Annotated in this window: 17 protein-coding genes; 8 read left to right on the top strand and 9 right to left on the bottom strand. The window is 59.3% G+C overall.

Features of this window, described 5'->3' with window-relative positions; translation table 11 throughout:
- Positions 1-2 precede the first annotated feature (2 nt).
- The 3 genes from nrdI to nrdF are packed head-to-tail and all read left to right on the top strand — an operon-like array spanning position 3 to position 3,566.
- Positions 3-401 (top strand): class Ib ribonucleoside-diphosphate reductase assembly flavoprotein NrdI, encoded by a 399-nt coding sequence (gene nrdI / locus ACFVTJ_RS16745; RefSeq protein ID WP_386909207.1) that lies wholly within the window; start codon positions 3-5, stop codon positions 399-401.
- Positions 389-2,575 (top strand): class 1b ribonucleoside-diphosphate reductase subunit alpha, encoded by a 2,187-nt coding sequence (gene nrdE / locus ACFVTJ_RS16740; protein WP_386909205.1) that lies wholly within the window; start codon positions 389-391, stop codon positions 2,573-2,575. Before nrdI ends, nrdE begins: the two co-directional genes overlap by 13 nt.
- A 16-nt stretch (positions 2,576-2,591) precedes the next feature.
- Positions 2,592-3,566 (top strand): class 1b ribonucleoside-diphosphate reductase subunit beta, encoded by a 975-nt coding sequence (nrdF, locus tag ACFVTJ_RS16735; RefSeq protein WP_386909203.1) that lies wholly within the window; start codon positions 2,592-2,594, stop codon positions 3,564-3,566.
- 30 nt (positions 3,567-3,596) lie between these two features.
- Here the strand turns inward: nrdF and ACFVTJ_RS16730 are convergent, their stop codons facing one another.
- Entirely contained in the window at positions 3,597-4,709 is a 1,113-nt protein-coding gene (locus ACFVTJ_RS16730) for an alpha/beta hydrolase (RefSeq protein ID WP_386909201.1), read from the bottom strand.
- Between the two features lie 152 nt (positions 4,710-4,861).
- Between ACFVTJ_RS16730 and recF the strand changes: the two genes are divergently transcribed.
- From recF to ACFVTJ_RS16715, 3 genes are read left to right on the top strand one after another with little or no spacing between them, the layout of a single operon-like run.
- Positions 4,862-5,989 carry a DNA replication/repair protein RecF gene (gene recF, locus ACFVTJ_RS16725; RefSeq protein ID WP_386909199.1) on the top strand — a complete coding sequence of 376 codons (1,128 nt, stop codon included), beginning with the start codon at positions 4,862-4,864 and terminating at the stop codon, positions 5,987-5,989.
- A 22-nt stretch (positions 5,990-6,011) separates the two neighbouring features.
- Positions 6,012-6,779, top strand: a complete 768-nt coding sequence (locus tag ACFVTJ_RS16720) for a molybdopterin-synthase adenylyltransferase MoeB (RefSeq protein WP_386909197.1) — start codon at positions 6,012-6,014, stop codon at positions 6,777-6,779.
- Positions 6,776-7,252 (top strand): GNAT family N-acetyltransferase, encoded by a 477-nt coding sequence (locus ACFVTJ_RS16715; RefSeq protein ID WP_386909196.1) that lies wholly within the window; start codon positions 6,776-6,778, stop codon positions 7,250-7,252. The genes ACFVTJ_RS16720 and ACFVTJ_RS16715 overlap by 4 nt, the downstream gene beginning before the upstream one ends.
- A gap of 57 nt (positions 7,253-7,309) precedes the next feature.
- Here ACFVTJ_RS16715 and ACFVTJ_RS16710 read toward each other — a convergent pair whose 3' ends face one another.
- Positions 7,310-8,314: a 2-hydroxyacid dehydrogenase gene (locus ACFVTJ_RS16710; protein ID WP_386909194.1), complete on the bottom strand. Its 1,005-nt coding sequence runs from the start codon at positions 8,312-8,314 to the stop codon at positions 7,310-7,312.
- A gap of 181 nt (positions 8,315-8,495) precedes the next feature.
- On the opposite strand from ACFVTJ_RS16710, the gene ACFVTJ_RS16705 reads away from it, so the two are divergent.
- On the top strand, positions 8,496-9,029 hold the full coding sequence (locus ACFVTJ_RS16705) for an SH3 domain-containing protein (RefSeq protein WP_386909249.1): 534 nt from the start codon (positions 8,496-8,498) through the stop codon (positions 9,027-9,029).
- Here the strand turns inward: ACFVTJ_RS16705 and ACFVTJ_RS16700 are convergent.
- The gene (locus ACFVTJ_RS16700) at positions 9,022-10,014 is read right to left on the bottom strand and encodes an adenosine kinase (RefSeq protein WP_386909192.1); all 993 of its coding nucleotides are present in this window, start codon (positions 10,012-10,014) and stop codon (positions 9,022-9,024) included. The two genes, ACFVTJ_RS16705 and ACFVTJ_RS16700, sit on opposite strands and share 8 nt — an antisense overlap.
- A 470-nt stretch (positions 10,015-10,484) precedes the next feature.
- Here ACFVTJ_RS16700 and ACFVTJ_RS16695 point away from each other — a divergent pair, with 470 nt between their 5' ends.
- Positions 10,485-11,429, top strand: a complete 945-nt coding sequence (locus ACFVTJ_RS16695; protein WP_386909190.1) for an AEC family transporter — start codon at positions 10,485-10,487, stop codon at positions 11,427-11,429.
- Positions 11,430-11,434: 5 nt separating this feature from the next.
- On the opposite strand, the gene ACFVTJ_RS16690 is transcribed toward ACFVTJ_RS16695, so the two are convergent.
- From ACFVTJ_RS16690 to infB, 6 genes are all read right to left on the bottom strand, one after another.
- Positions 11,435-12,451, bottom strand: a complete 1,017-nt coding sequence (locus ACFVTJ_RS16690; protein ID WP_386909188.1) for a class I SAM-dependent methyltransferase — start codon at positions 12,449-12,451, stop codon at positions 11,435-11,437.
- A gap of 134 nt (positions 12,452-12,585) precedes the next feature.
- Positions 12,586-14,727 carry a polyribonucleotide nucleotidyltransferase gene (gene pnp / locus ACFVTJ_RS16685; RefSeq protein WP_386909186.1) on the bottom strand — a complete coding sequence of 714 codons (2,142 nt, stop codon included), beginning with the start codon at positions 14,725-14,727 and terminating at the stop codon, positions 12,586-12,588.
- 279 nt (positions 14,728-15,006) lie between these two features.
- The gene (gene rpsO, locus ACFVTJ_RS16680; protein ID WP_003492949.1) at positions 15,007-15,276 is read right to left on the bottom strand and encodes a 30S ribosomal protein S15; all 270 of its coding nucleotides are present in this window, start codon (positions 15,274-15,276) and stop codon (positions 15,007-15,009) included.
- A gap of 164 nt (positions 15,277-15,440) precedes the next feature.
- A complete protein-coding gene (gene truB, locus ACFVTJ_RS16675; protein ID WP_386909184.1) occupies positions 15,441-16,388 on the bottom strand; it encodes a tRNA pseudouridine(55) synthase TruB in 948 nt (315 codons plus the stop codon).
- A gap of 3 nt (positions 16,389-16,391) precedes the next feature.
- Positions 16,392-16,808: a 30S ribosome-binding factor RbfA gene (gene rbfA, locus ACFVTJ_RS16670; protein ID WP_003507167.1), complete on the bottom strand. Its 417-nt coding sequence runs from the start codon at positions 16,806-16,808 to the stop codon at positions 16,392-16,394.
- Between the two features lie 133 nt (positions 16,809-16,941).
- A complete protein-coding gene (gene infB / locus ACFVTJ_RS16665) occupies positions 16,942-19,680 on the bottom strand; it encodes a translation initiation factor IF-2 (RefSeq protein WP_386909181.1) in 2,739 nt (912 codons plus the stop codon).
- Between the last annotated feature and the right edge of the window lie 16 nt (positions 19,681-19,696).

The following is a 19,696-nucleotide window of genomic DNA, read 5'->3' as shown; positions in this document are numbered from 1 at the left end:
CGATGGGCCTGATCGTCTATTATTCCAGCCGTTCGGAAAACACCCATCGTTTCCTTCTGAAACTGGGACGGCGATTGTTTCGCCTGCCGCTCAGCGCTGATGACGACGTCCCTCAGGTGTCGGAGCCCTATGTGCTGGTTACCCCCACCTATGGGGGCGGCGGCACCAAAGGTGCCGTGCCGAAGCCTGTCATCCGGTTTTTGAACGAGCCCTCTAACCGAAATCTCATTCGCGGCGTCATCGCGGCGGGCAACACGAATTTTGGCGCAGCTTTCGCATCCGCTGGAGATATCGTTTCGCGCAAATGCGCCGTGCCGTTTCTCTATCGCTTCGAGCTTCTCGGCACGGAGGAAGATGTCGCCAACGTCAAACATGGATTGGAACGATTTTGGACACGCTGACCTCAAGCGCGCTGCGCAAGGACGCCAAACAGCCAGCCGCCGCAAACCAGAAATTAGCGGATGCCGCTCTGGATTATCACGCGCTGAACGCGATGCTGAACCTCTATGACGAGAATGGGAGGATCCAGCTCGACAAGGATCGCCTTGCCGCCCGGCAATATTTCCTCCAGCACGTCAACCAGAACACGGTCTTTTTTCATAATCTCCGGGAAAAGCTCGATTATCTGGTAACAGAGGGATATTACGAGCAGGAGGTGCTGGATCAGTACTCCTTCAATTTCGTTCGCGACCTCTATGACGAAGCCTATGCCCGGAAATTCCGCTTTCCGACCTTCCTTGGCGCCTTCAAATATTACACCTCCTACACGCTGAAGACCTTCGACGGAAAACGCTATCTGGAGCGTTATGAGGACCGCGTCTGCATGGTGGCGCTGGCCCTTGCGCGTGGCGACGAACAACTCGCTCGCGACCTGATGGACGAGATCATTTCCGGTCGCTTCCAGCCGGCAACGCCGACATTTCTGAATGCTGGCAAGAAGAGCCGCGGTGAACTGGTCTCGTGTTTTCTGCTGCGTGTGGAAGACAATATGGAAAGCATTGGCCGCTCCATCAATTCCGCCTTGCAGCTCTCAAAGCGCGGCGGCGGTGTGGCGCTGTCGCTCACTAATATCCGCGAATTCGGGGCACCGATCAAACAGATCGAAAACCAGTCTTCCGGCGTCATTCCTGTCATGAAGCTGCTGGAAGACAGCTTTTCCTACGCCAACCAGCTCGGTGCGCGTCAGGGCGCGGGCGCAGTCTACCTGCATGCCCACCATCCTGACATCATGCGTTTCCTCGACACCAAGCGCGAAAACGCCGACGAAAAAATCCGCATCAAGACCCTGTCGCTCGGTGTGGTGATCCCCGATATTACTTTCGAACTCGCCCGCAACAATGAGGATATGTACCTGTTCTCGCCCTATGATGTGGAGCGGGTCTATGGCGTGGCTTTCACCGAAATCTCGGTCACCGAGAAATATCACGAGATGGTCGCCGACAGCCGCATCCGAAAGAAGAAGATCAAGGCGCGCGAATTCTTCCAGGTGATCGCCGAAATCCAGTTTGAGAGCGGCTACCCCTACATCATGTTCGAGGATACGGTGAACCGCGCCAATCCGGTCGCCGGCCGCATCAGCATGAGCAATCTCTGCTCGGAAATCCTGCAGGTCAGCGAGGCGAGTGAGTTCAACGCCGATCTCTCCTATAGCCATATGGGTAAGGATATCTCCTGCAATCTCGGCTCGCTCAATATTGCCGCTGCCATGGACTCCGCTGATTTCGGCAAGACGATCGAGACCTCCATCCGGGCGCTGACGGCAGTATCGGATATGAGCCACATCTCCTCCGTTCCTTCGGTGGAAAAGGGCAATGATGCGAGCCACGCGATCGGGCTTGGCCAGATGAACCTGCACGGTTATCTGGCGCGCGAACGCATCTTTTACGGTTCGGAAGAAGGCGTCGATTTCACCAATATTTATTTTTACACTGTCACCTATCACGCCATCCGCGCCAGCAACCGGTTGGCCGTGGAACGGGGCCAGAGCTTCAAGGGCTTTGAAAACTCCAAATATGCCTCTGGCGAATATTTCGACAAATATACCGAGCAGGAATGGGTGCCCGCGACGGAAAAGGTCCGTGAGCTGTTCGAAAAAGCCGGCATTGCCATTCCGACGCAGGAAGACTGGACGGCGTTGAAACAGGATGTGATGGCATCGGGTCTCTATAACCAGAACCTTCAGGCCGTACCGCCAACCGGTTCGATCTCCTATATCAACCACTCCACTTCCTCCATTCATCCGATCGTCTCGAAGATCGAAATCCGCAAAGAGGGAAAGATCGGCCGCGTTTATTACCCGGCTTCCTATCTCTCGAACGACAATCTCGAATATTATCAGGACGCCTATGAAATCGGCCCGGAAAAGATCATAGACACCTATGCGGCCGCGACCCAGCATGTCGATCAGGGCCTGTCGCTGACGCTGTTCTTCCGCGATACGGCGACGACGCGCGATATCAACCGCGCGCAGATCTATGCCTGGAAGAAGGGCATCAAGACCATCTATTACATCCGTTTGCGCCAGATGGCGCTGGAAGGCACGCAGGTTCAGGGCTGCGTTTCCTGCACGCTCTGAATTGAGGGACAAGAGAATGAACATCGCCGTAAAACCCGCGTCCCGCATCCGCGCGGTCAACTGGAACCGCATCGAGGACGACAAGGACCTCGAAGTCTGGAACCGCCTGACCTCGAATTTCTGGCTGCCGGAAAAGGTGCCGCTCTCCAATGACATCCCCTCCTGGGGAACGCTGAAGCCGGAAGAACAGAAGCTGACGATCCGTGTCTTCACCGGCCTGACTTTGCTCGACACCATCCAAAATGGTGTCGGCGCGGTACGCCTGATGGCGGATTCGGCCACCCCGCATGAGGAGGCGGTACTTTCCAACATTTCCTTCATGGAGGCCGTGCACGCCCGCTCTTACTCCTCGATTTTTTCGACGCTTTGCTCCACGCCTGACGTCGATGATGCCTACCGCTGGTCGGAAGAGAACGAGTTCCTGCAGCGCAAATCCGCACTCATTATGCGGGAATATGACAGCGGCGATCCGCTGAAGAAGAAGATCGCCAGCGTGTTTCTGGAGAGCTTCCTCTTCTATTCCGGCTTCTATCTGCCGATGTTCTGGTCAAGCCGCGCCAAGCTCACCAATACGGCAGACCTCATCCGCCTCATCATTCGCGATGAGGCCGTGCATGGCTATTATATCGGCTATAAGCTTCAGCGGGCGGTGGATCGTCTGGGTGAGTCACAAAGACAGGAGATCAAGGATTTCGCCTTCGATCTTTTGCTCGAGCTCTACGATAACGAGGCAAAATATACGGAAGACCTTTATGACGGGGTCGGCCTGACCGAGGACGTCAAGCAGTTCCTGCATTACAACGCCAACAAGGCTCTGATGAACCTGGGTTACGAAGCGCTGTTTCCGGCCGAGGCCTGCCGGGTTAATCCGGCGATCCTCTCGGCGCTCTCTCCCAACGCCGACGAAAATCACGACTTCTTCTCAGGTTCCGGCTCGTCCTATGTCATCGGCAAGGCGGTCGCCACCGAAGATGAAGACTGGGATTTCTAAAGCCGGGACTGTCAGCAGGAGCCCGCAACGCTATTGCGGGTTCACCACCTGGCTTGCAAGCCGGAAGGGGCTGGAGACGGTTGCGCCGATCGCATCGAACACAAAGGCGCCCGCGCGACCGATGCCGTTTTGTCCATTGCCGTTCCGGCTTGCTTCCAGCTGCGGCACCAATGACGCCAGGGCCGCGTAGCGGTCGTGATTGAGCGGGTCCGACGCTTTCAGTTTGGAGATATCCACGAACTGAACGCCTTCTTTCAGGGCGGCTTCCTGCACTTTCGGATCGGTGACATCCAGTGCGCCAATCCGCGTCACGTCTGCGCCTAATATGGAAGAGGCTTTGAGAGCCCGGTCATCCTTGGACACCAAGACTGTGAGTGGCGGGTTGAGCCGGCCGACGACTTCAATCTGCTTGCGGAAGACATCGGCATCGATATCGGGTGCGGCCAGCACCACCTGCAGCTTTGCGATGACATCATTCCTGCCTTCGAAGCGTAACTGTCGCAACGCCTCCATGACCAGCCAGCCACCCATGCTGTGCCCGAAGACAACGATGTTCTTGCGCGGAGACTGGCGAGTGAGATCCGTCAGCAGATTGGCAAGCGCATCGCGCGAATAGGTCGCCGATTCCTTGTCCGCCACATAGCCCGTGACATTGGCCTGCGATGGCCAGGAGAAGACCAGCGGAACGCCATTCATATTGGCATCGGCAGCCATCTGCGCTGCGCGGAAGAGCGCTTCCTGGTAGCTGTAATTGTAACCATGCACGAAAAGCGCGATCTGCTTGCCGGAGCGGGAAATATCGCCGAGATCGGTGTTGAAACTCGCCTTGCTCAGCATCTGCGCCTGCGTGACAACGAAATCCTTCTTCGCATCCGGTTTGCCGGTCGACCATTCAATTTTTCCGCTCTTGTGGTTCGGCGGTATCGAGATGTCGAAGCGGGCATAATTCGGTTCGGCCGCGCGAATGGCGCTGAACCCCTTTTTTGCCTCTTCGCTTTTTTCACGCGTACTCGCCACATAGGCGGTGACGATTTTTGCGTTCTTCGCTCTTGTATCGACTGCTTGCAGCACGTCCGCTCCCGGCCTTCCGGCGCAGGACGACAGAAGGCCGATCATGAGAACGAGAGAAAGAATAAGGCGCATGGGCGGGTTACCGGTGACAACGAACCGTCCATAAATAGCCGCCCGCTAAAAAAGTTGCCACTGTTGAATAATTCGCGTGGTTTTGGCGCTGGCTGATGAGCGCGGGCATTCGCCACCTTGCCATTCGGCCAGCTTCGTTTTAGGCCGTAAACATGACGAACAAGGTGTCGCTTTCCCGCGTTAAACTCACGGACTTCCGCAACTATGCGGCGGCCGCACTTGTCCTTGATGAGCGCCATGTGGTGCTGACCGGCGACAACGGGTCCGGCAAGACCAACCTTCTGGAGGCGGTTTCGTTTCTTTCTCCAGGACGCGGCCTGCGACGTGCCGTCCTCTCCGATGTCACGCGTGTGGGTGCCGAGGCCACCGGCTTTTCGATCTTTGCAGATGTCGAGGGCATGGGGGGTGAAGTCGCCATCGGCACTGGGATAGAGGGGGATGGCGAGGTGGTGTCGCGCCGCCTGCGGCTGAACGGAACGCCGGTGAAATCCGTTGACGAATTGACGGACCATCTGCGGGTTCTGTGGCTGACGCCCGCCATGGATGGCCTCTTTACCGGCTCGTCATCGGACCGCCGGCGTTTTCTCGATCGGCTGGTCCTGTCGCTCGATCCGGGCCATGGCCGGCGGGCAAGCGATTTCGAGAAAGCCATGCGCGGCCGCAACCGTCTGCTTTCGGAAGGCCGCTTTGATCCCGTATGGCTGGATGGCATTGAAAAACAGATGGCCGAACTCGGCATCTCCATGGCGGTCGCCCGTTATGAAATGCTCGGTCTGTTGAAAACCCTGATCGCAGGCAGGGCCGGCGATACGGCCTTCCCATCCGCAGCGCTATCGCTCGCCGGCTTTATGGATGACAGGCTCAACCGTCCGGCCGTCGATCTGGAAGACGAATATGGTCTCATGCTACGAGAGGGCCGGTATAGGGATGCAGCCGCAGGCCGCACGCTGGATGGGCCGCACCGTGTCGATCTTTTCGTTCGCCACGCGGAAAAAGAAATGGAAGCCGAACGCTGCTCGACCGGGGAGCAGAAGGCGCTGCTGGTAGGGTTGGTGCTTGCGCATGCGCAGCTCACCGCCAATATGACCGGTTACGCGCCGGTTCTGCTGCTGGACGAAATTGCCGCCCATCTGGATGAGGGCAGGCGTGCCGCCCTGTTCGATCTCATCCACGCGCTGGGCGGTCAGAGTTTCATGACCGGAACGGATGCGGCCATGTTCTCCGCTCTTGGCGAGCGGGCACAGTTCTTCAATGTTTCCCATGGGAGCATCACGGCATGACGGCAGAGAAATGGAGTACGGCATGGACCCGCTGAGCCTGGAAGAAATCGAGCGTTACAAGCGCCATATCCTGCTGCCGGAAATCGGTGGCGCTGGCCAGCAACGGCTGAAGGCGGCGCGGGTGCTGGCGATAGGTGCCGGCGGGCTGGGCGCGCCCGTCCTTCATTATCTTGCCGCCGCCGGTGTCGGCACCCTCGGCATGATCGATGATGATGTGGTTTCCCTTTCCAATCTCCAGCGGCAGGTGATCCACGATACTGGCACCATTGGCGAGTTGAAAACGGAAAGTGCTCGCAAGACCATCGCCCGGCTCAATCCGCATGTCCGCACGCTTGTGTATGAGGAACGCTTCTCGCAGGTGTGGGCGCATGACCACCTGCCATCCTTCGATCTCTTGATCGACGGCTCGGACAATTTTGATACACGTTATGCCGCAGCGGACGCCGCAGAGGCTGCAAAAAGACCGCTGGTCACCGGCGCCGTCGGTCGTTTCGATGGCTCGGTTACGGTCCTGAAACCCTATGAAACCAGTGCCGACGGTAATCTTTTCCCCGGCTATCGTGACCTGTTCCCCGAGCCGCCACCACAAGGGCTGATACCGAATTGTGCGGAAACGGGCATTGTCGGCGCGCTGACCGGTGTAATCGGCACCCTGATGGCCATGGAGGCGATCAAGGTGATCACCGGTGCCGGTGAGCCCCTCATTGGCCGCCTGCTCCTCTATGACGCCCTGTCGGCACGTTTTGAAACGGTGCGATACAAGCGTAGGACGTCGGGCAGGAAACCATGATCGAGATCGTGAAGATAGGCGACGAATTCGACCGCTGGCAGGACTTGCTGGCGCTCATCATGGCGTCCTTTGCATATATGGATGGTATCATCGACCCGCCATCATCGGCACATCGTCTGACACTCGAAAATCTCGCCGAAAAGGCAAGCGCAGAGGTCGCTTTCGTGGCACAGGATGGCGATAAGTTGTTGGGTTGTCTGTTTTGCCGGCCTGAACCGCCGGTCTCGCTTTATGTCGGCAAGCTATGCGTTTCCCCGAAAGCGCAGGGAAAGGGTATCGGCAGGCTGCTTCTGCAGCAGGCCGAAGCGCTGGCTCGGGAACTGGCGCTGCCGGCGCTCAGGCTGGAAACCCGGATTGAACTTGTTTCCAATCACGTCAAGTTTGGAGCATGGGGTTTCGTCAAGACTGCCGAAAACGCCCACGCCGGGTATGATCGCACGACCTCGATTGAGATGACGAAAGTCCTGGGCTAAACGATTTTTCCGATGAGCGCGTTCAGCGCAGCCCGGACAGCAGCTCTATTTCTGAACTTAGCTGCGCCCCGGCAACACCCGGTTTGGTGGGCGGTGCCCGTCAAACAAGGTACGGATGTTGATGATGACCTTGTCGCCCATTTCGATGCGGCCTTCGATCGTTGCCGAGCCCATATGCGGAAGCAGCACGACCTTGCCTTCCTTGGCGAGCTTGATGAGCTTGGGCTTCACCTGCGGCTCATTCTCATAGACATCGAGACCGGCCCCGGCGATCTTGCCTTCGCGCAGGCACTGGATCATCGCCGCTTCGTCGATAATATCGCCGCGCGCCGTATTGACGATGTAGCTGGTCGGCTGCATCAGGGCCAGCCGCCGTGCCGAGATCAGGTGGTAGGTCGCTGGTGTCGAAGGGCAATTGACCGATACGATGTCCACCCGCGCCAGCATTTGGTCGAGACTGTCCCAATAGGTTGCCTCCAGCTCCGTCTCCGTCGCCGGATTGACGCGTTTGCGGTTATGGTAGTGAATGGAAAGGCCGAAGGCCTTGGCGCGCCGCGCAACGGCCGTGCCGATGCGGCCCATGCCGACAATGCCGATACGCTTGCCGGAAATGCGGCGCCCAAGCATCCAGGTCGGAGACCAGCCCAGCCACTCATCGGCGCCATTGGCGAGCACGCGCGTGCCCTCGATCATGCGGCGTGGCACGGCCAGCACCAGCGCCATGGTGATATCGGCGCTGTCCTCGGTCAGTACATTCGGTGTATTTGTGACGGTGATGCTCTTCCGGGCCGCGGCATCGACATCCACATGGTCGATGCCGTTGGAGAAGCTGGCGATCAGCTTCAGCTGCGGTCCGGCTTTCTCGATCATCGCGGCGGTGATGCGGTCGGTCACGGTCGGTACCAGCACGTCCACCCGCTGCATGGCGGCGACAAGCTCTTCCTCGCTGCGTGGGCTGTCGTCGATATTCAGTTCCGCATCGAAGAGCTCGCGCATTCTGGTCTCAACAACGTCAGGCAATTTGCGGGTGATATAGACTGTCGGTCTCTTCTTGTGGGTCATCGTTTGCCGCTGCCTTGTTCAGAAGTCATTAACCAGAAAGAGCGATAATTTCTTTCAATCAGGGCGTTTCTACCAGACCCACCGGCGAAGACAAACAAAACTCGCCGCGGCTTGAGGCATGTGGAAACGCGCCTCCTTAAAATATCATCCGGTTTGCAGAAGGCGGGAAACGGAAATGGGCATGCGCAGTGTGGTTTCTATCGTTTGCATTGCATTGTCTCTCGGCCTCTTGGGTGCGGCGGGCGAAGCCATGGCGCAGGGTGCGGCCAAGGGCGCAAGCGGCCTGCCGCTGCCGCGTTTCGTCAGCCTGAAATCCAAGCGCGTCAACATGCGCATCGGCCCCAGCACGGATTATGCCGTGTCATGGATGTATATGAAATCGGGTATGCCGGTAGAAATCATCCAGGAATATGAAAATTGGCGGCGCATCCGCGATGCCGACGGTACGGAGGGTTGGGTCAATCAGGCGCTGCTGTCAGGTGAGCGCACGGCCGTGGCCGCTCCATGGATGCGCGGCAAGGGCAAGGAAGTTTACGTGAACATGCGCCGCGAAGCGCAGTCTGGTGCTTCGGTCATCGCCCGGCTGGAGCCGGGCGTCGTCTTCCGGATCGGCGAATGTAATGGCGACTGGTGCCGTGCCGAGGCCGGTCAGGCCTCCGGCTGGGTATCCCAGGGGGAAATCTGGGGCGCTTACCCCGGCGAAGCCTTTAAATAAGGCCGTGCTTTTTGCCCAGCGCCTTCAGCGATGACATGGGGCGTGGCCCGACCTGCTGAATGACAGCAGCTGCCGCAAGGCAGCCAAGCTTGCCGCAATCTTCAAGCGAACGGTCCTGCGTGTAACCGAACAGGAAACCTGCGGCGAAAAGATCGCCCGCGCCCGTCGTGTCGACCACGTCATGCACCGGATAGGCTTCCACCTTCACACGCTCCGTGCCGCGCACGATAACAGCGCCTTCTTCGCTCATCGTCACCGCGGCGATCTTGCAATCAGCGGCGATTTTGGTCAGCGCCAGCTCGAAATCGTCGGTTTCGTAAAGCGAGAGTGCTTCCTGCTTGTTGGCGAAAACGATATCCACCGTCCCTGACCGCATCAGGTCGAGGAATTCGTCGCGGTAGCGGCCGACGCAGAAGCTGTCGGAGAGCGTCATGGAGACTTCGCGGCCGTTTTCATGGGCAATGCGGGCGCATTCGCGAATGGCGTCCTTGGCGCGTGGCGGGTCCCACAGGTAACCTTCAAAATAGGTGACCTTGGTTTGCGCCACCACATCATCTTCCACATCTTCCGGACCGAGATCGACGCAAGCGCCGAGATAGGTGTTCATCGAACGCTCGCCGTCTTCGGTCACGAAGATCATCGAACGCGCAGTCGGCGGGAAGGTGCCTTCCGGCTTGGTTTCGAAATAGACGCCCTGTGCGCGAATATCGTGCTGGAAAATTTCGCCGAGCTGGTCTTCGGCCACCTTGCCGAAATAGGCGGCCTTACCGCCGAAATTGGCCACGCCTGCCGCCGTATTGCCCGCGCTGCCACCGGAGGCTTCGAGTGCCGGTCCCATCAGCGAATAAAGCAGTTCAGCGCGCTCCGCGTCGATAAGGTTCATTGCACCTTTGGTGATGGCATTATCGTTGAGAAAGCGATCATCGCAGCGGGAGATAATGTCGACGATGGCATTGCCGACAGTCAGTACGTCGAATTTCGTCATGGGCCCTATCCGGTTCGCACGGGATGTGCTTTTTCGAATGGTCTTAAACATTTCTGGCTGCAAGAAAAGCCCAAGGAGAAAATATGCGGCTCTCCACGACAGGCGGAAGCGCGTCATTTCTCTGTAATGTGGTTAAGCTACTACTCCGATCAGAGCAAAAGGTGCGTGAATGCGTACCGAAATTGAAGGCATGAGGTTTTCTGGCTCTACCGTTATCTCCGCCACGGATGTACTGGCGGCATTTAACGGACATAAAAGGCGGGGGGTGACCCCGCTTTTTCTTTTTGGGGGGACGTTCCAGCCTGCTGGCATTGCGCGGATGGTGAGCGATGCTTCCGCCTATCACCCTTCCCCTACGGCACGCTTCATTTGATGAAAACAAGGAACGAAAGCGCATTCGCGATTCCATTCCCGCGGAAAAGGCTCTAAGGCGGAGTATCTCCTGAAAAAGCCGTGAAAGCTTTCCCGCCATGTCTGCCGTTGCCGCGAATGTTGCCCCGATTTTCATTCTCATCCTGATCGGCTGGCTGACGGTCAAGGCTGGCCTGTTCCGGGCGGATGCCGGCGATATTCTGAGCGATTTCGTCTTCAAGATCGCGGTACCGACATTGATCTTCCGCACGCTTGCGGAAGCGAATTTCCACGGTGCATCGCCTTTCCGTCTCTGGATGACCTACTTCGCCGGCGTGGCCGTCACCTGGACGGTCGGGCATATTGTCACCCGTTATGTCTTCAAGCAGGATGTCCGCATCGCCGTTATTGCCGGCATTTCCTCGGCCTTTGCGAATAATATCTTCATCGGTCTGCCGCTGGTCGGGCGGTCGGTGGGAGACGAGGGGCTGGTGGCTCTCTCCATCCTGCTCGCCATCCATCTGCCGGTCATGATGATCGCCGGGACCATCCTGATGGAAAATGCCACACATAAGGCGGTCGGTGGCGAAAAGCGCGGCATGGCTGCGGTCTTTAAACAGGTGGGCCGCAATCTCGTTACCAATCCGCTGGTGATCGGACTTGCAATTGGGCTTTCGACCAATGTTTCCGGCGTGGACCTGACGCCCATTTTGAAAACCGTGGTCGATCAGATTGCCTCAATTGCTGGACCGGCGGCTCTCATCTCGCTCGGCATGGCGCTGACGAAATATACCATTCGCGGCAATATGGGTATTGCCGTCACCATGACCGTTTTCAAGCTGCTGCTTCTGCCTGCCTGCGTATGGGTTGCCGGCCACGCGCTCGGCCTCAGCCACGAGTGGACGGCGGCGCTCGTGCTGACCTCGTCGGTGCCGACGGGGGTCAATGCCTGGCTGATCGCCAACCGCTTCGGTATCGGTCACAGTGTCGCGGCCTCCACGATCAGCATCTCCACAGCGACCGGCGTTCTGTCCGTGTCGCTATGGGCCTGGCTGCTGAGCTGATCTGATTACTTCTGGGCGCTCAGAATCTTGAAGCGGGCGTTGCGGCACACTTCGGCAGTCGTGCGGAATTCGGCAGCCAGAACCGGCTCATAGGGCAGGCCACGATTGGCCACCATCAGCAGCTTGCCGCCGCTGCGCAACGCGCCGGCGGCAACCTTGATGAAGGCCTGGCCAAGCGCGGGTTCCGCCGCCTGTCCGCCCGCATGGAAAGGCGGGTTCATTATGATGAGATCGTATTTTTCCTTCGGCGGCTCATTGGCCAGATCCTGCCAGAAGAAGCGCGCCGTCAGCCGCGGATTGTTTTCGAGAAGATTGGTCTTGGCGAATTCCAGCGCATTCCAGTCCGCTTCGAAAAGATCGATACGGGCAGTGCGCGGCGATTTTTCTGCCAGCATGACGGAGAGATAACCCCAGCCCGCACCAAAATCGGCGGCATTGCCGTCAAAATCGGTCGGCAGGCGCGACGCGAGAAGCTCCGAACCGTCATCCACGCGATCATGCGAGAACATACCGGGCAGGGCGGTAAAGCGGCCCTCGACCGTCGCGGGCTTCTGGGCAAGCTTGGAGACGACGGCTGAAACATCGTCCGGCCGTTTGAACCAGATTGCGACACCGTGATATTTTGGTGTTGATTCCGACTCGATGCCGAGCTTCGCCAGCGTCTTGCGCAGCGTCACAATGCCATCTTCCTTCGATCCGGCCGCGACGATCAAGCCACCGGCCTTCACGCGCGAAAGTGCTTCTGCGACACGGTTTTCGTTTTCGCCACGGTGTTTGCCGCAAAGCAGCAACGCCGCATCGTAATCGTCGCCGGAAATGTCAGGAGCGACCCTTGTGCCCTGGGCCTCGAGAGCGCGATAGAGCGGCCGAAGATGCTGAACCGCGACGATCTCTGCGTCGAAGCCATCCAGCCGCGGACCGGCTTCCGCTCCCAGAAACAGAACGCGTTCGCCTTCTTTCGGCATGGCAAGCATGTCCGAGGCAAAGGGATGGAAAAGGGTTTTCACGGCGTCACGGCTCATTGGAGCGTCCTCAAGGTAAGGATGGAGTTTGTCACGGAAAAGTGGAAACAGGTTTCCCGAAAAACAAACGATAACAAAAACGAAAAAAAGGCGCGGGCAGAACCCGCGCCTCGATAGGGTCTGGCGGCGCGGCCTTATTCGGCAGCGGCTTCGCCGTCTTTCTTGTCGGCAGCGACTTCTTTGCCGGTTGCCTGGTCGACAACCTTCATGGACAGGCGAACCTTGCCACGCTCATCGAAGCCCATCAGCTTGACCCAGACCTTGTCGCCTTCCTTGACGACGTCGGAGGTCTTGGCAACGCGCTCGGAAGCGAGCTGCGAAATGTGGACGAGGCCGTCACGCGCGCCGAAGAAGTTGACGAAAGCGCCGAAGTCAGCGGTCTTGACAACAGTGCCTTCATAGATGGCGCCGACTTCCGGTTCTGCAACGATCGAGTGGATCCACTTGCGGGCCGCTTCGATTTCCTTGCCGGAAGAAGAAGCGATCTTGACGGTGCCATCGTCTTCGATGTTGATCTTCGCGCCGGTCTTTTCGACGATTTCGCGAATGACCTTACCGCCCGAACCGATGACTTCACGGATCTTGTCGACCGGGATGTTCATCACTTCGATGCGCGGCGCAAATTCGCCGAGCTGGCCACGGCTCTCGGTGATGGCGTTGGCCATTTCGCCGAGAATGTGCTTGCGGCCACCCTGTGCCTGCTCCAGAGCGATCTTCATGATCTCTTCGGTGATACCGGCGATCTTGATGTCCATCTGCAGCGAGGTGATGCCGTCGGCCGTACCCGCAACCTTGAAGTCCATGTCGCCGAGGTGGTCTTCGTCACCGAGAATGTCGGAGAGAACCGCGAAACGATCGCCTTCGAGGATCAGGCCCATGGCGATACCGGCAACCGGCTTCGCAAGCGGAACGCCTGCGTCCATCAGAGCGAGAGAGGTGCCGCAAACCGTTGCCATCGACGAGGAGCCGTTGGATTCGGTGATTTCCGAAACGACGCGCAGTGTGTAGGGAAACTGTTCCGCGCTTGGCAGCATCGGACGGATAGCGCGCCATGCGAGCTTGCCATGACCGATTTCGCGACGGCCCGGGGAGCCCATGCGGCCTGTTTCACCGACCGAGTAGGGCGGGAAGTTGTAATGCAGCAGGAAGCGTTCCTTGTACATGCCGGTCAGGCTGTCGACGTACTGTTCGTCTTCGCCGGTGCCGAGGGTCGCAACAACGATCGCCTGGGTCTCGCCGCGGGTGAAGAGAGCCGAACCGTGGGTGCGTGGCAGCAGGCCGACTTCCGAAACGATCGGGCGAACGGTCGACAGGTCGCGACCGTCGATGCGGCTCTTGGTGTCCAGAACGTTCCAGCGAACGATCTTCGCCTGAAGGTGCTTGAAGACAGCGCCGATTTCTTCCGGCGTATACTTGGCTTCGCCTTCTTCCGGCAGGAAGTGCGCCTTCACCTTGGCCTTCACGGCGTCGACGGCGGCATAACGGGCAGCCTTTTCGGTGATCTTGTAAGCGTCGCGCAGTTCAGCTTCCGCAAGGGCGAGCATCTCGTTTTCGAGAGCGGAAAAATCTTCCGGTTCGAATTCGCGCGGCTCCTTGGCGGCAACTTCGGCGAGCTTGATGATCGCGTCGATAACCGGCTGGAAGCCCTTGTGGCCGAACATGACGGCGCCGAGCATGATTTCTTCGTTGAGTTCCTTGGCCTCGGACTCAACCATCAAAACGGCGTCCTGCGTACCGGCAACGACGAGATCGAGAACAGACTCGTCCATTTCGTCCAGATGCGGGTTAAGGACATACTCGCCGTTGATGTAGCCAACGCGCGCGCCGCCAACCGGGCCCATGAAGGGAACGCCGGAGAGCGTCAGCGCTGCGGAAGCCGCAACCATCGACAGGACGTCCGGGTTGTTTTCCAGATCGTGCTGGATAACGGTCACGACGACCTGCGTGTCGTTCTTGTAGCCTTCAGGGAACAGCGGGCGGATCGGGCGGTCGATCAGGCGCGAAACGAGCGTCTCGTTTTCGCTCGGGCGCCCTTCGCGCTTGAAGTAACCGCCGGGGATCTTGCCGGCTGCGTAGGTCTTTTCCTGGTAGTTGACCGTCAGCGGGAAGAAGTCCTGGCCCGGCTTCGGAGACTTTGCGGAAACCACGGTCGCGAGAACCATCGTCTCGCCGTAGGTTGCGATGACGGCGCCGTCAGCCTGACGGGCAACCTTGCCGGTCTCAAGCTTCAGCGGGCGGCCTGCCCATTCGATTTCCACGGAGTGTTGATTGAACATATCTTGTCCTTGGTTGTGGCTGCCGCTCCGGCATCGTGCCGGCGGTGGCAGCGCGGTGACTCAATCACGGGCAAGACAGCGGGAGGCTTTCGACAAGCAAGCATCCGGCAATCCTGCCCCATGACAGGTCTGCGGTTGAAAAAGGCGGCGCCGGCCCATCCGGGTCACCCTTATCGTCCGGGGGCCACATCAGCGGCAAACGCCCGGAAATTCATGCGGCCTCAAAAGACCGGATATAAAAACCGGCGGGCATCGTTGCGAAACCCGCCGGAGAAGTTATTAGCGGCGAATGCCGAGAGCACCGATCAGCTTGGAGTAACGGGCTTCGTCCTTCTTCTTCAGATAGTCGAGAAGCGAACGACGGCTCGAAACCAGCGTCAGAAGGCCACGACGGGAGTGGTTGTCCTTCTTGTGGTCCTTGAAGTGACCGGTCAGGTTGTTGATCCGCTCGGTGAGGATTGCGACCTGAACTTCCGGAGAACCGGTGTCGCCTTCCTTCGTGGCATATTCCTTGATGAGGGCGGCTTTGCGCTCTGCAGTAATCGACATCGGACGATCCTTTCTGTTTTAAGGAAAAATGGGACGCCAAAGAGCCGGGATGTCGTCCAGCTCTGGCCATTCAGTAGCGCAGGCAAAGCCTAAGCTGGCGCTGCCTATAAACTATTCCGGGTGCAATGGAAAGAGGCGATTGATTCCTGCCCGCGCCGCCCGGCTTAGCCGAAAACCCGCTTCGGCCGGAACTCGCCTTCGCCGATCTCGCCAATGGCGACGAGCTTGCCATGCGCAGTGGCATAGGCTTCCGGATGGTTGGCAGGCGCGTCGCGCCCGCGCAGCAGGATGGGGTTGCCCATCTTCAGCCGGTACGCCTGGTCGTCGTTGATGATGAGGCGGGGAAGGGCGGAAAGCGCCTCCGCCGTATCGATCAGATAGGCATCCAGCGCTTCCAACCGCTCGTCGCGGTCTTCTATCGCTTCTAGCGCGGTCAGGGTTTCGAGCGGCACCATCATGTCTTCGCCGAAGGGCGCGACCATGGTGCGGCGCAGTTCCGAGATATGGCCGAAACAACCGAGATCGCGGCCCATGTCGCGCGCCAGCGCCCGCACATAGGTGCCTTTGCCGCATTCCACTTCGAAATGCGCTGTATCGGTATCGGGGCAGGCCAGCAGCGTCAGGCGATGGATTTCCACCTCGCGTGCGGGAATTTCCACAGTCTCGCCGTCTCGCGCCAGATCATAGGCGCGCTCGCCGGCGATCTTGATGGCGGAAAATTGCGGCGGGGTCTGCATGATCACACCGGTATAATTGGGCAGAATATCGCGGATCGCCTGCTCGTCCGGGCGCTGATCGGAAGTTTCGGCCACCTCGCCTTCCAGATCGTCAGTCGCGCGCTGCTCACCCCAGGTCACGGTGAACTCGTAGATTTTCCGGCCATCCATGACGTAGGGAACGGTCTTGGTGGCGTCACCGAGCGCGATCGGCAGCATGCCGGACGCGAGCGGATCAAGCGTACCGGCATGGCCGGCCTTCTGGGCGTTGAACAGCCACTTGATCTTGGAGACGGCCTCGGTGGAGCCGAAATCGAGCGGCTTGTCGAGGATCAGCCAGCCCGAAATCGGACGGCCCTTGGGTTTGCGGTTCTGCTGTTTGCGTGGTTTGGACATGCTTCAGTTCTGTTCGTCGTCTTTTTCGTTTGAAGGTCCAAGATCGCGCTGCACTTCAGGCGAGCGCAGAAGCGCGTCGATCTTCTGATAATTGTCGAAACTCGTATCGTCGCGAAAACGCAGTTCGGGCATGTATTTCATCTGCCGGAGTTGCGGGCCGAGGCGGCCGCGCATGAACTTGGCGTGGCGGTTGAGTGCCGTGATGATGTCGGTGTGATCGGCAACGCCAAGCGGCGTCACGTAAGCGGTGGCGATCTTGAGATCGGGAGACATGCGCACTTCCGAAATGGAAATGACGGTGCCTTCGATCAGATCGTCGCGGACTTCACCGCGCTGGAGAATCTGGGTCAGGGCGGCGCGCACCTGTTCGCCGACGCGCAGCATGCGCTGGGAAGGGGCCGATGATGTAGCTTTTGCCATTGGTTATGCCTCAAACGGAGCGAGCGCCGGTAAGCCGGCGCCCGACAGTAAATTCCTGTTTTGCGGCGAGAACGCTCTTGTTCTAATCGCATTTCCGGACGGAAAACCGGGGTCCAATTTTCCTGGGAATGCCTTAGAGCGTTCTCGTGATGTGTTCGACGCGGAAGCACTCGATGGTGTCGCCGGCGCGGATGTCTTCGTAGTTTTCGAAGGCCATACCGCATTCCTGACCGACAGGCACTTCGTTGACTTCGTCCTTGAAGCGCTTGAGGGTCTTGAGCTTGCCTTCGTGGATGACGACGTTGTCGCGTACCAGACGCACGCCCGCACCACGTTCCACCTTGCCTTCGACGACGCGGCAACCCGCGACCTTGCCGACCTTGGTGATGTTGAACACCTCAAGGATTTCGGCATTACCGAGGAATGTCTCGCGACGTTCCGGCGAAAGCAGACCCGACATCGCCGCCTTCACGTCATCCACCAGATCGTAGATGATGTTGTAGTAGCGGATCTCGATACCGGCGCGTTCGGAAGCCGTACGTGCCTGTGCGTTGGCGCGAACGTTGAAGCCGATGATCGCGGCGTTGGAGGCCTCGGCAAGCGAGATATCCGATTCCGTGATGGCGCCAGCGCCCGAGTGAACGATACGAGCGCGGACTTCGTCGGTGCCGAGCTTGTCGAGCGAAGCGATGATGGCTTCGACCGAGCCCTGCACGTCTGCCTTGATGACCAGCGGGAATTCCTTCATTCCCGAAGTCTGCAACTGGCTCATCATCTGTTCCAGCGAACCGCGCTGGCCCGTCTGACGGGCGACAGCCTTGTCGCGTGCCAGACGCTGGCGGTACTCGGAAATCTCGCGAGCACGGCTTTCGTTTTCGACAACCGCGAAACGGTCGCCGGCAGATGGTGTGCCGGAAAGACCGAGAATCTCGACAGGCATGGCCGGACCGGCTTCCTTGACGTGTTCGCCCTTGTCGTTGACGAGGGCGCGAACACGGCCCCACTGGTCGCCGGCCACGATGATCTGACCAGGCTTCAGCGTACCCTTCTGCACGAGAACTGTAGCGACGGCACCACGGCCGCGGTCGAGTTCCGCTTCGATGACGGTACCTTCAGCGGTGCGGTTCGGATCCGCCTTGAGGTCGAGAATTTCAGCCTGCAGCAGGATCGCTTCAAGCAGTTTGTCGAGACCAAGCTGCTTCTTGGCGGAGACTTCGACGTCAAGCACTTCACCGCCCATCGATTCCACGAAGACTTCGTGTTGCAAGAGCTGCTGGCGAACCTTTTCAGGGTTGGCCTCATGCTTGTCGATCTTGTTGATCGCAACGACGATCGGAACACCGGCTGCCTTGGCATGGTTGATGGACTCGATCGTCTGCGGCATCACGCTGTCATCAGCGGCAACCACGAGAACCGCGATATCCGTCGCCTGCGCACCACGGGCACGCATCGCCGTAAAGGCGGCGTGACCGGGGGTGTCGATGAAGGTGATCTTCTGACCGTTCTTCTCGACCTGGTAGGCGCCGATATGCTGGGTGATGCCACCGGCTTCGCCGGCAACGACGTTCGCCTGACGGATGGCGTCGAGCAGCGAGGTCTTGCCGTGGTCGACGTGACCCATGATGGTGACGACGGGCGGGCGGGAAACCATCTCGCCTTCATCGTCCGTCTGGTTGAAGATGCCTTCTTCCACGTCGGATTCGGAAACGCGCTTGACGGTATGGCCGAATTCGACCGCGATCAGTTCAGCCAGATCGGCGTCGATCACGTCGCCCGGCTTCATCATCTGGCCTTCCTTCATCAGGAACTTGATGACGTCGACGGCGCGTTCGGACATGCGCTGCGACAGTTCCTGAATAGTGATGGTCTCAGGCAGAATCACTTCGCGCATAACCTTTTCGCGGGTCTCCTGCATCTGGCTGCGGCGGAATTTCTCCTGCCGGCGGCGCATGGATGCCATGGAGCGACCGCGCGGCGTGCCGTCTTCATCCAGATTGGACGAGGTGACGGTCAGCTTGCCGCGGCGGCGTTCTTCTTCCGTTTTCAGGCGGGCGGCGGGCTTTGCCGGTGCAGGTGCGGCGACCTTGCCGCGCGCCGGAAGGCTGCTGCCGCGCCGAGCGCCGCGATCGTCCTCATCGTCACCACCAGCACGGCGTCCACGCGGAGCGGCAGTATCGGGCATTACGGGAGCGGAACGCGGAGCCGCGGTCGCAGACTGCGGGCGGGCGTCAGCGCGGGGCGCCGGCGCGGCGGCAGCCGGCCTTTCGCTGGCTGGTTCGGCCCTTGCTTCAACGACAGGCTGGCTGGCCGCGGCCTTGGCAGCCGCAGCCTCTTCGGCCGCGCGGTTTGCCGCTTCTACTTTTTCGGCCGCGATGCGCTGTTCTTCTTCGACCTTGCGGCGTGCTTCGTCTTCGGCGCGCTGCTTGGCTTCAACCACGTCACGCGCCTGCGCTTCCATCAGCGCGCGGCGACGGGCTTCCATTTCGCCTGCGGAAAGATCATGCAGAACATTGCCACGCGGACGGTCGGGCTGGCGCTGCTGAGGCGCGGACGAGCCGGGGCGTTGCTGCGACTGGGAGGAACCCGGACGCTGCTGCTGGCCACCTGGCTGGTGAATGCGGGGCTGGGGAGCCTGCGGACGCGCCGCAACCGGTGCAGGGGCGGCAGGCTTCGGTGCTGCCGCGACAGGTTGAACCGGCTTCTCGTCTTCAGGTCGATGGGGGCGGCGCTTGCGTGTTTCCACGACAACCGCGTTGGTGCGACCTCGACCCATATCCTGCCGCACGGTGCCCTGATTCATCCCGCCCGGCTTGAGGGTAAGAGTCTTCTTAGGCTGTGCGTTAAGTGTCTTGTCGTCGTTGTTGTCGGTCATTCCGTTCCCGTTCCTT

Origin of the sequence: Agrobacterium sp. NPDC058088 (assembly GCF_042885035.1) — a bacterium.
In the GTDB taxonomy this organism is placed as follows: domain Bacteria; phylum Pseudomonadota; class Alphaproteobacteria; order Rhizobiales; family Rhizobiaceae; genus Agrobacterium.
This window is presented reverse-complemented; position numbering and strand designations above follow the sequence as displayed.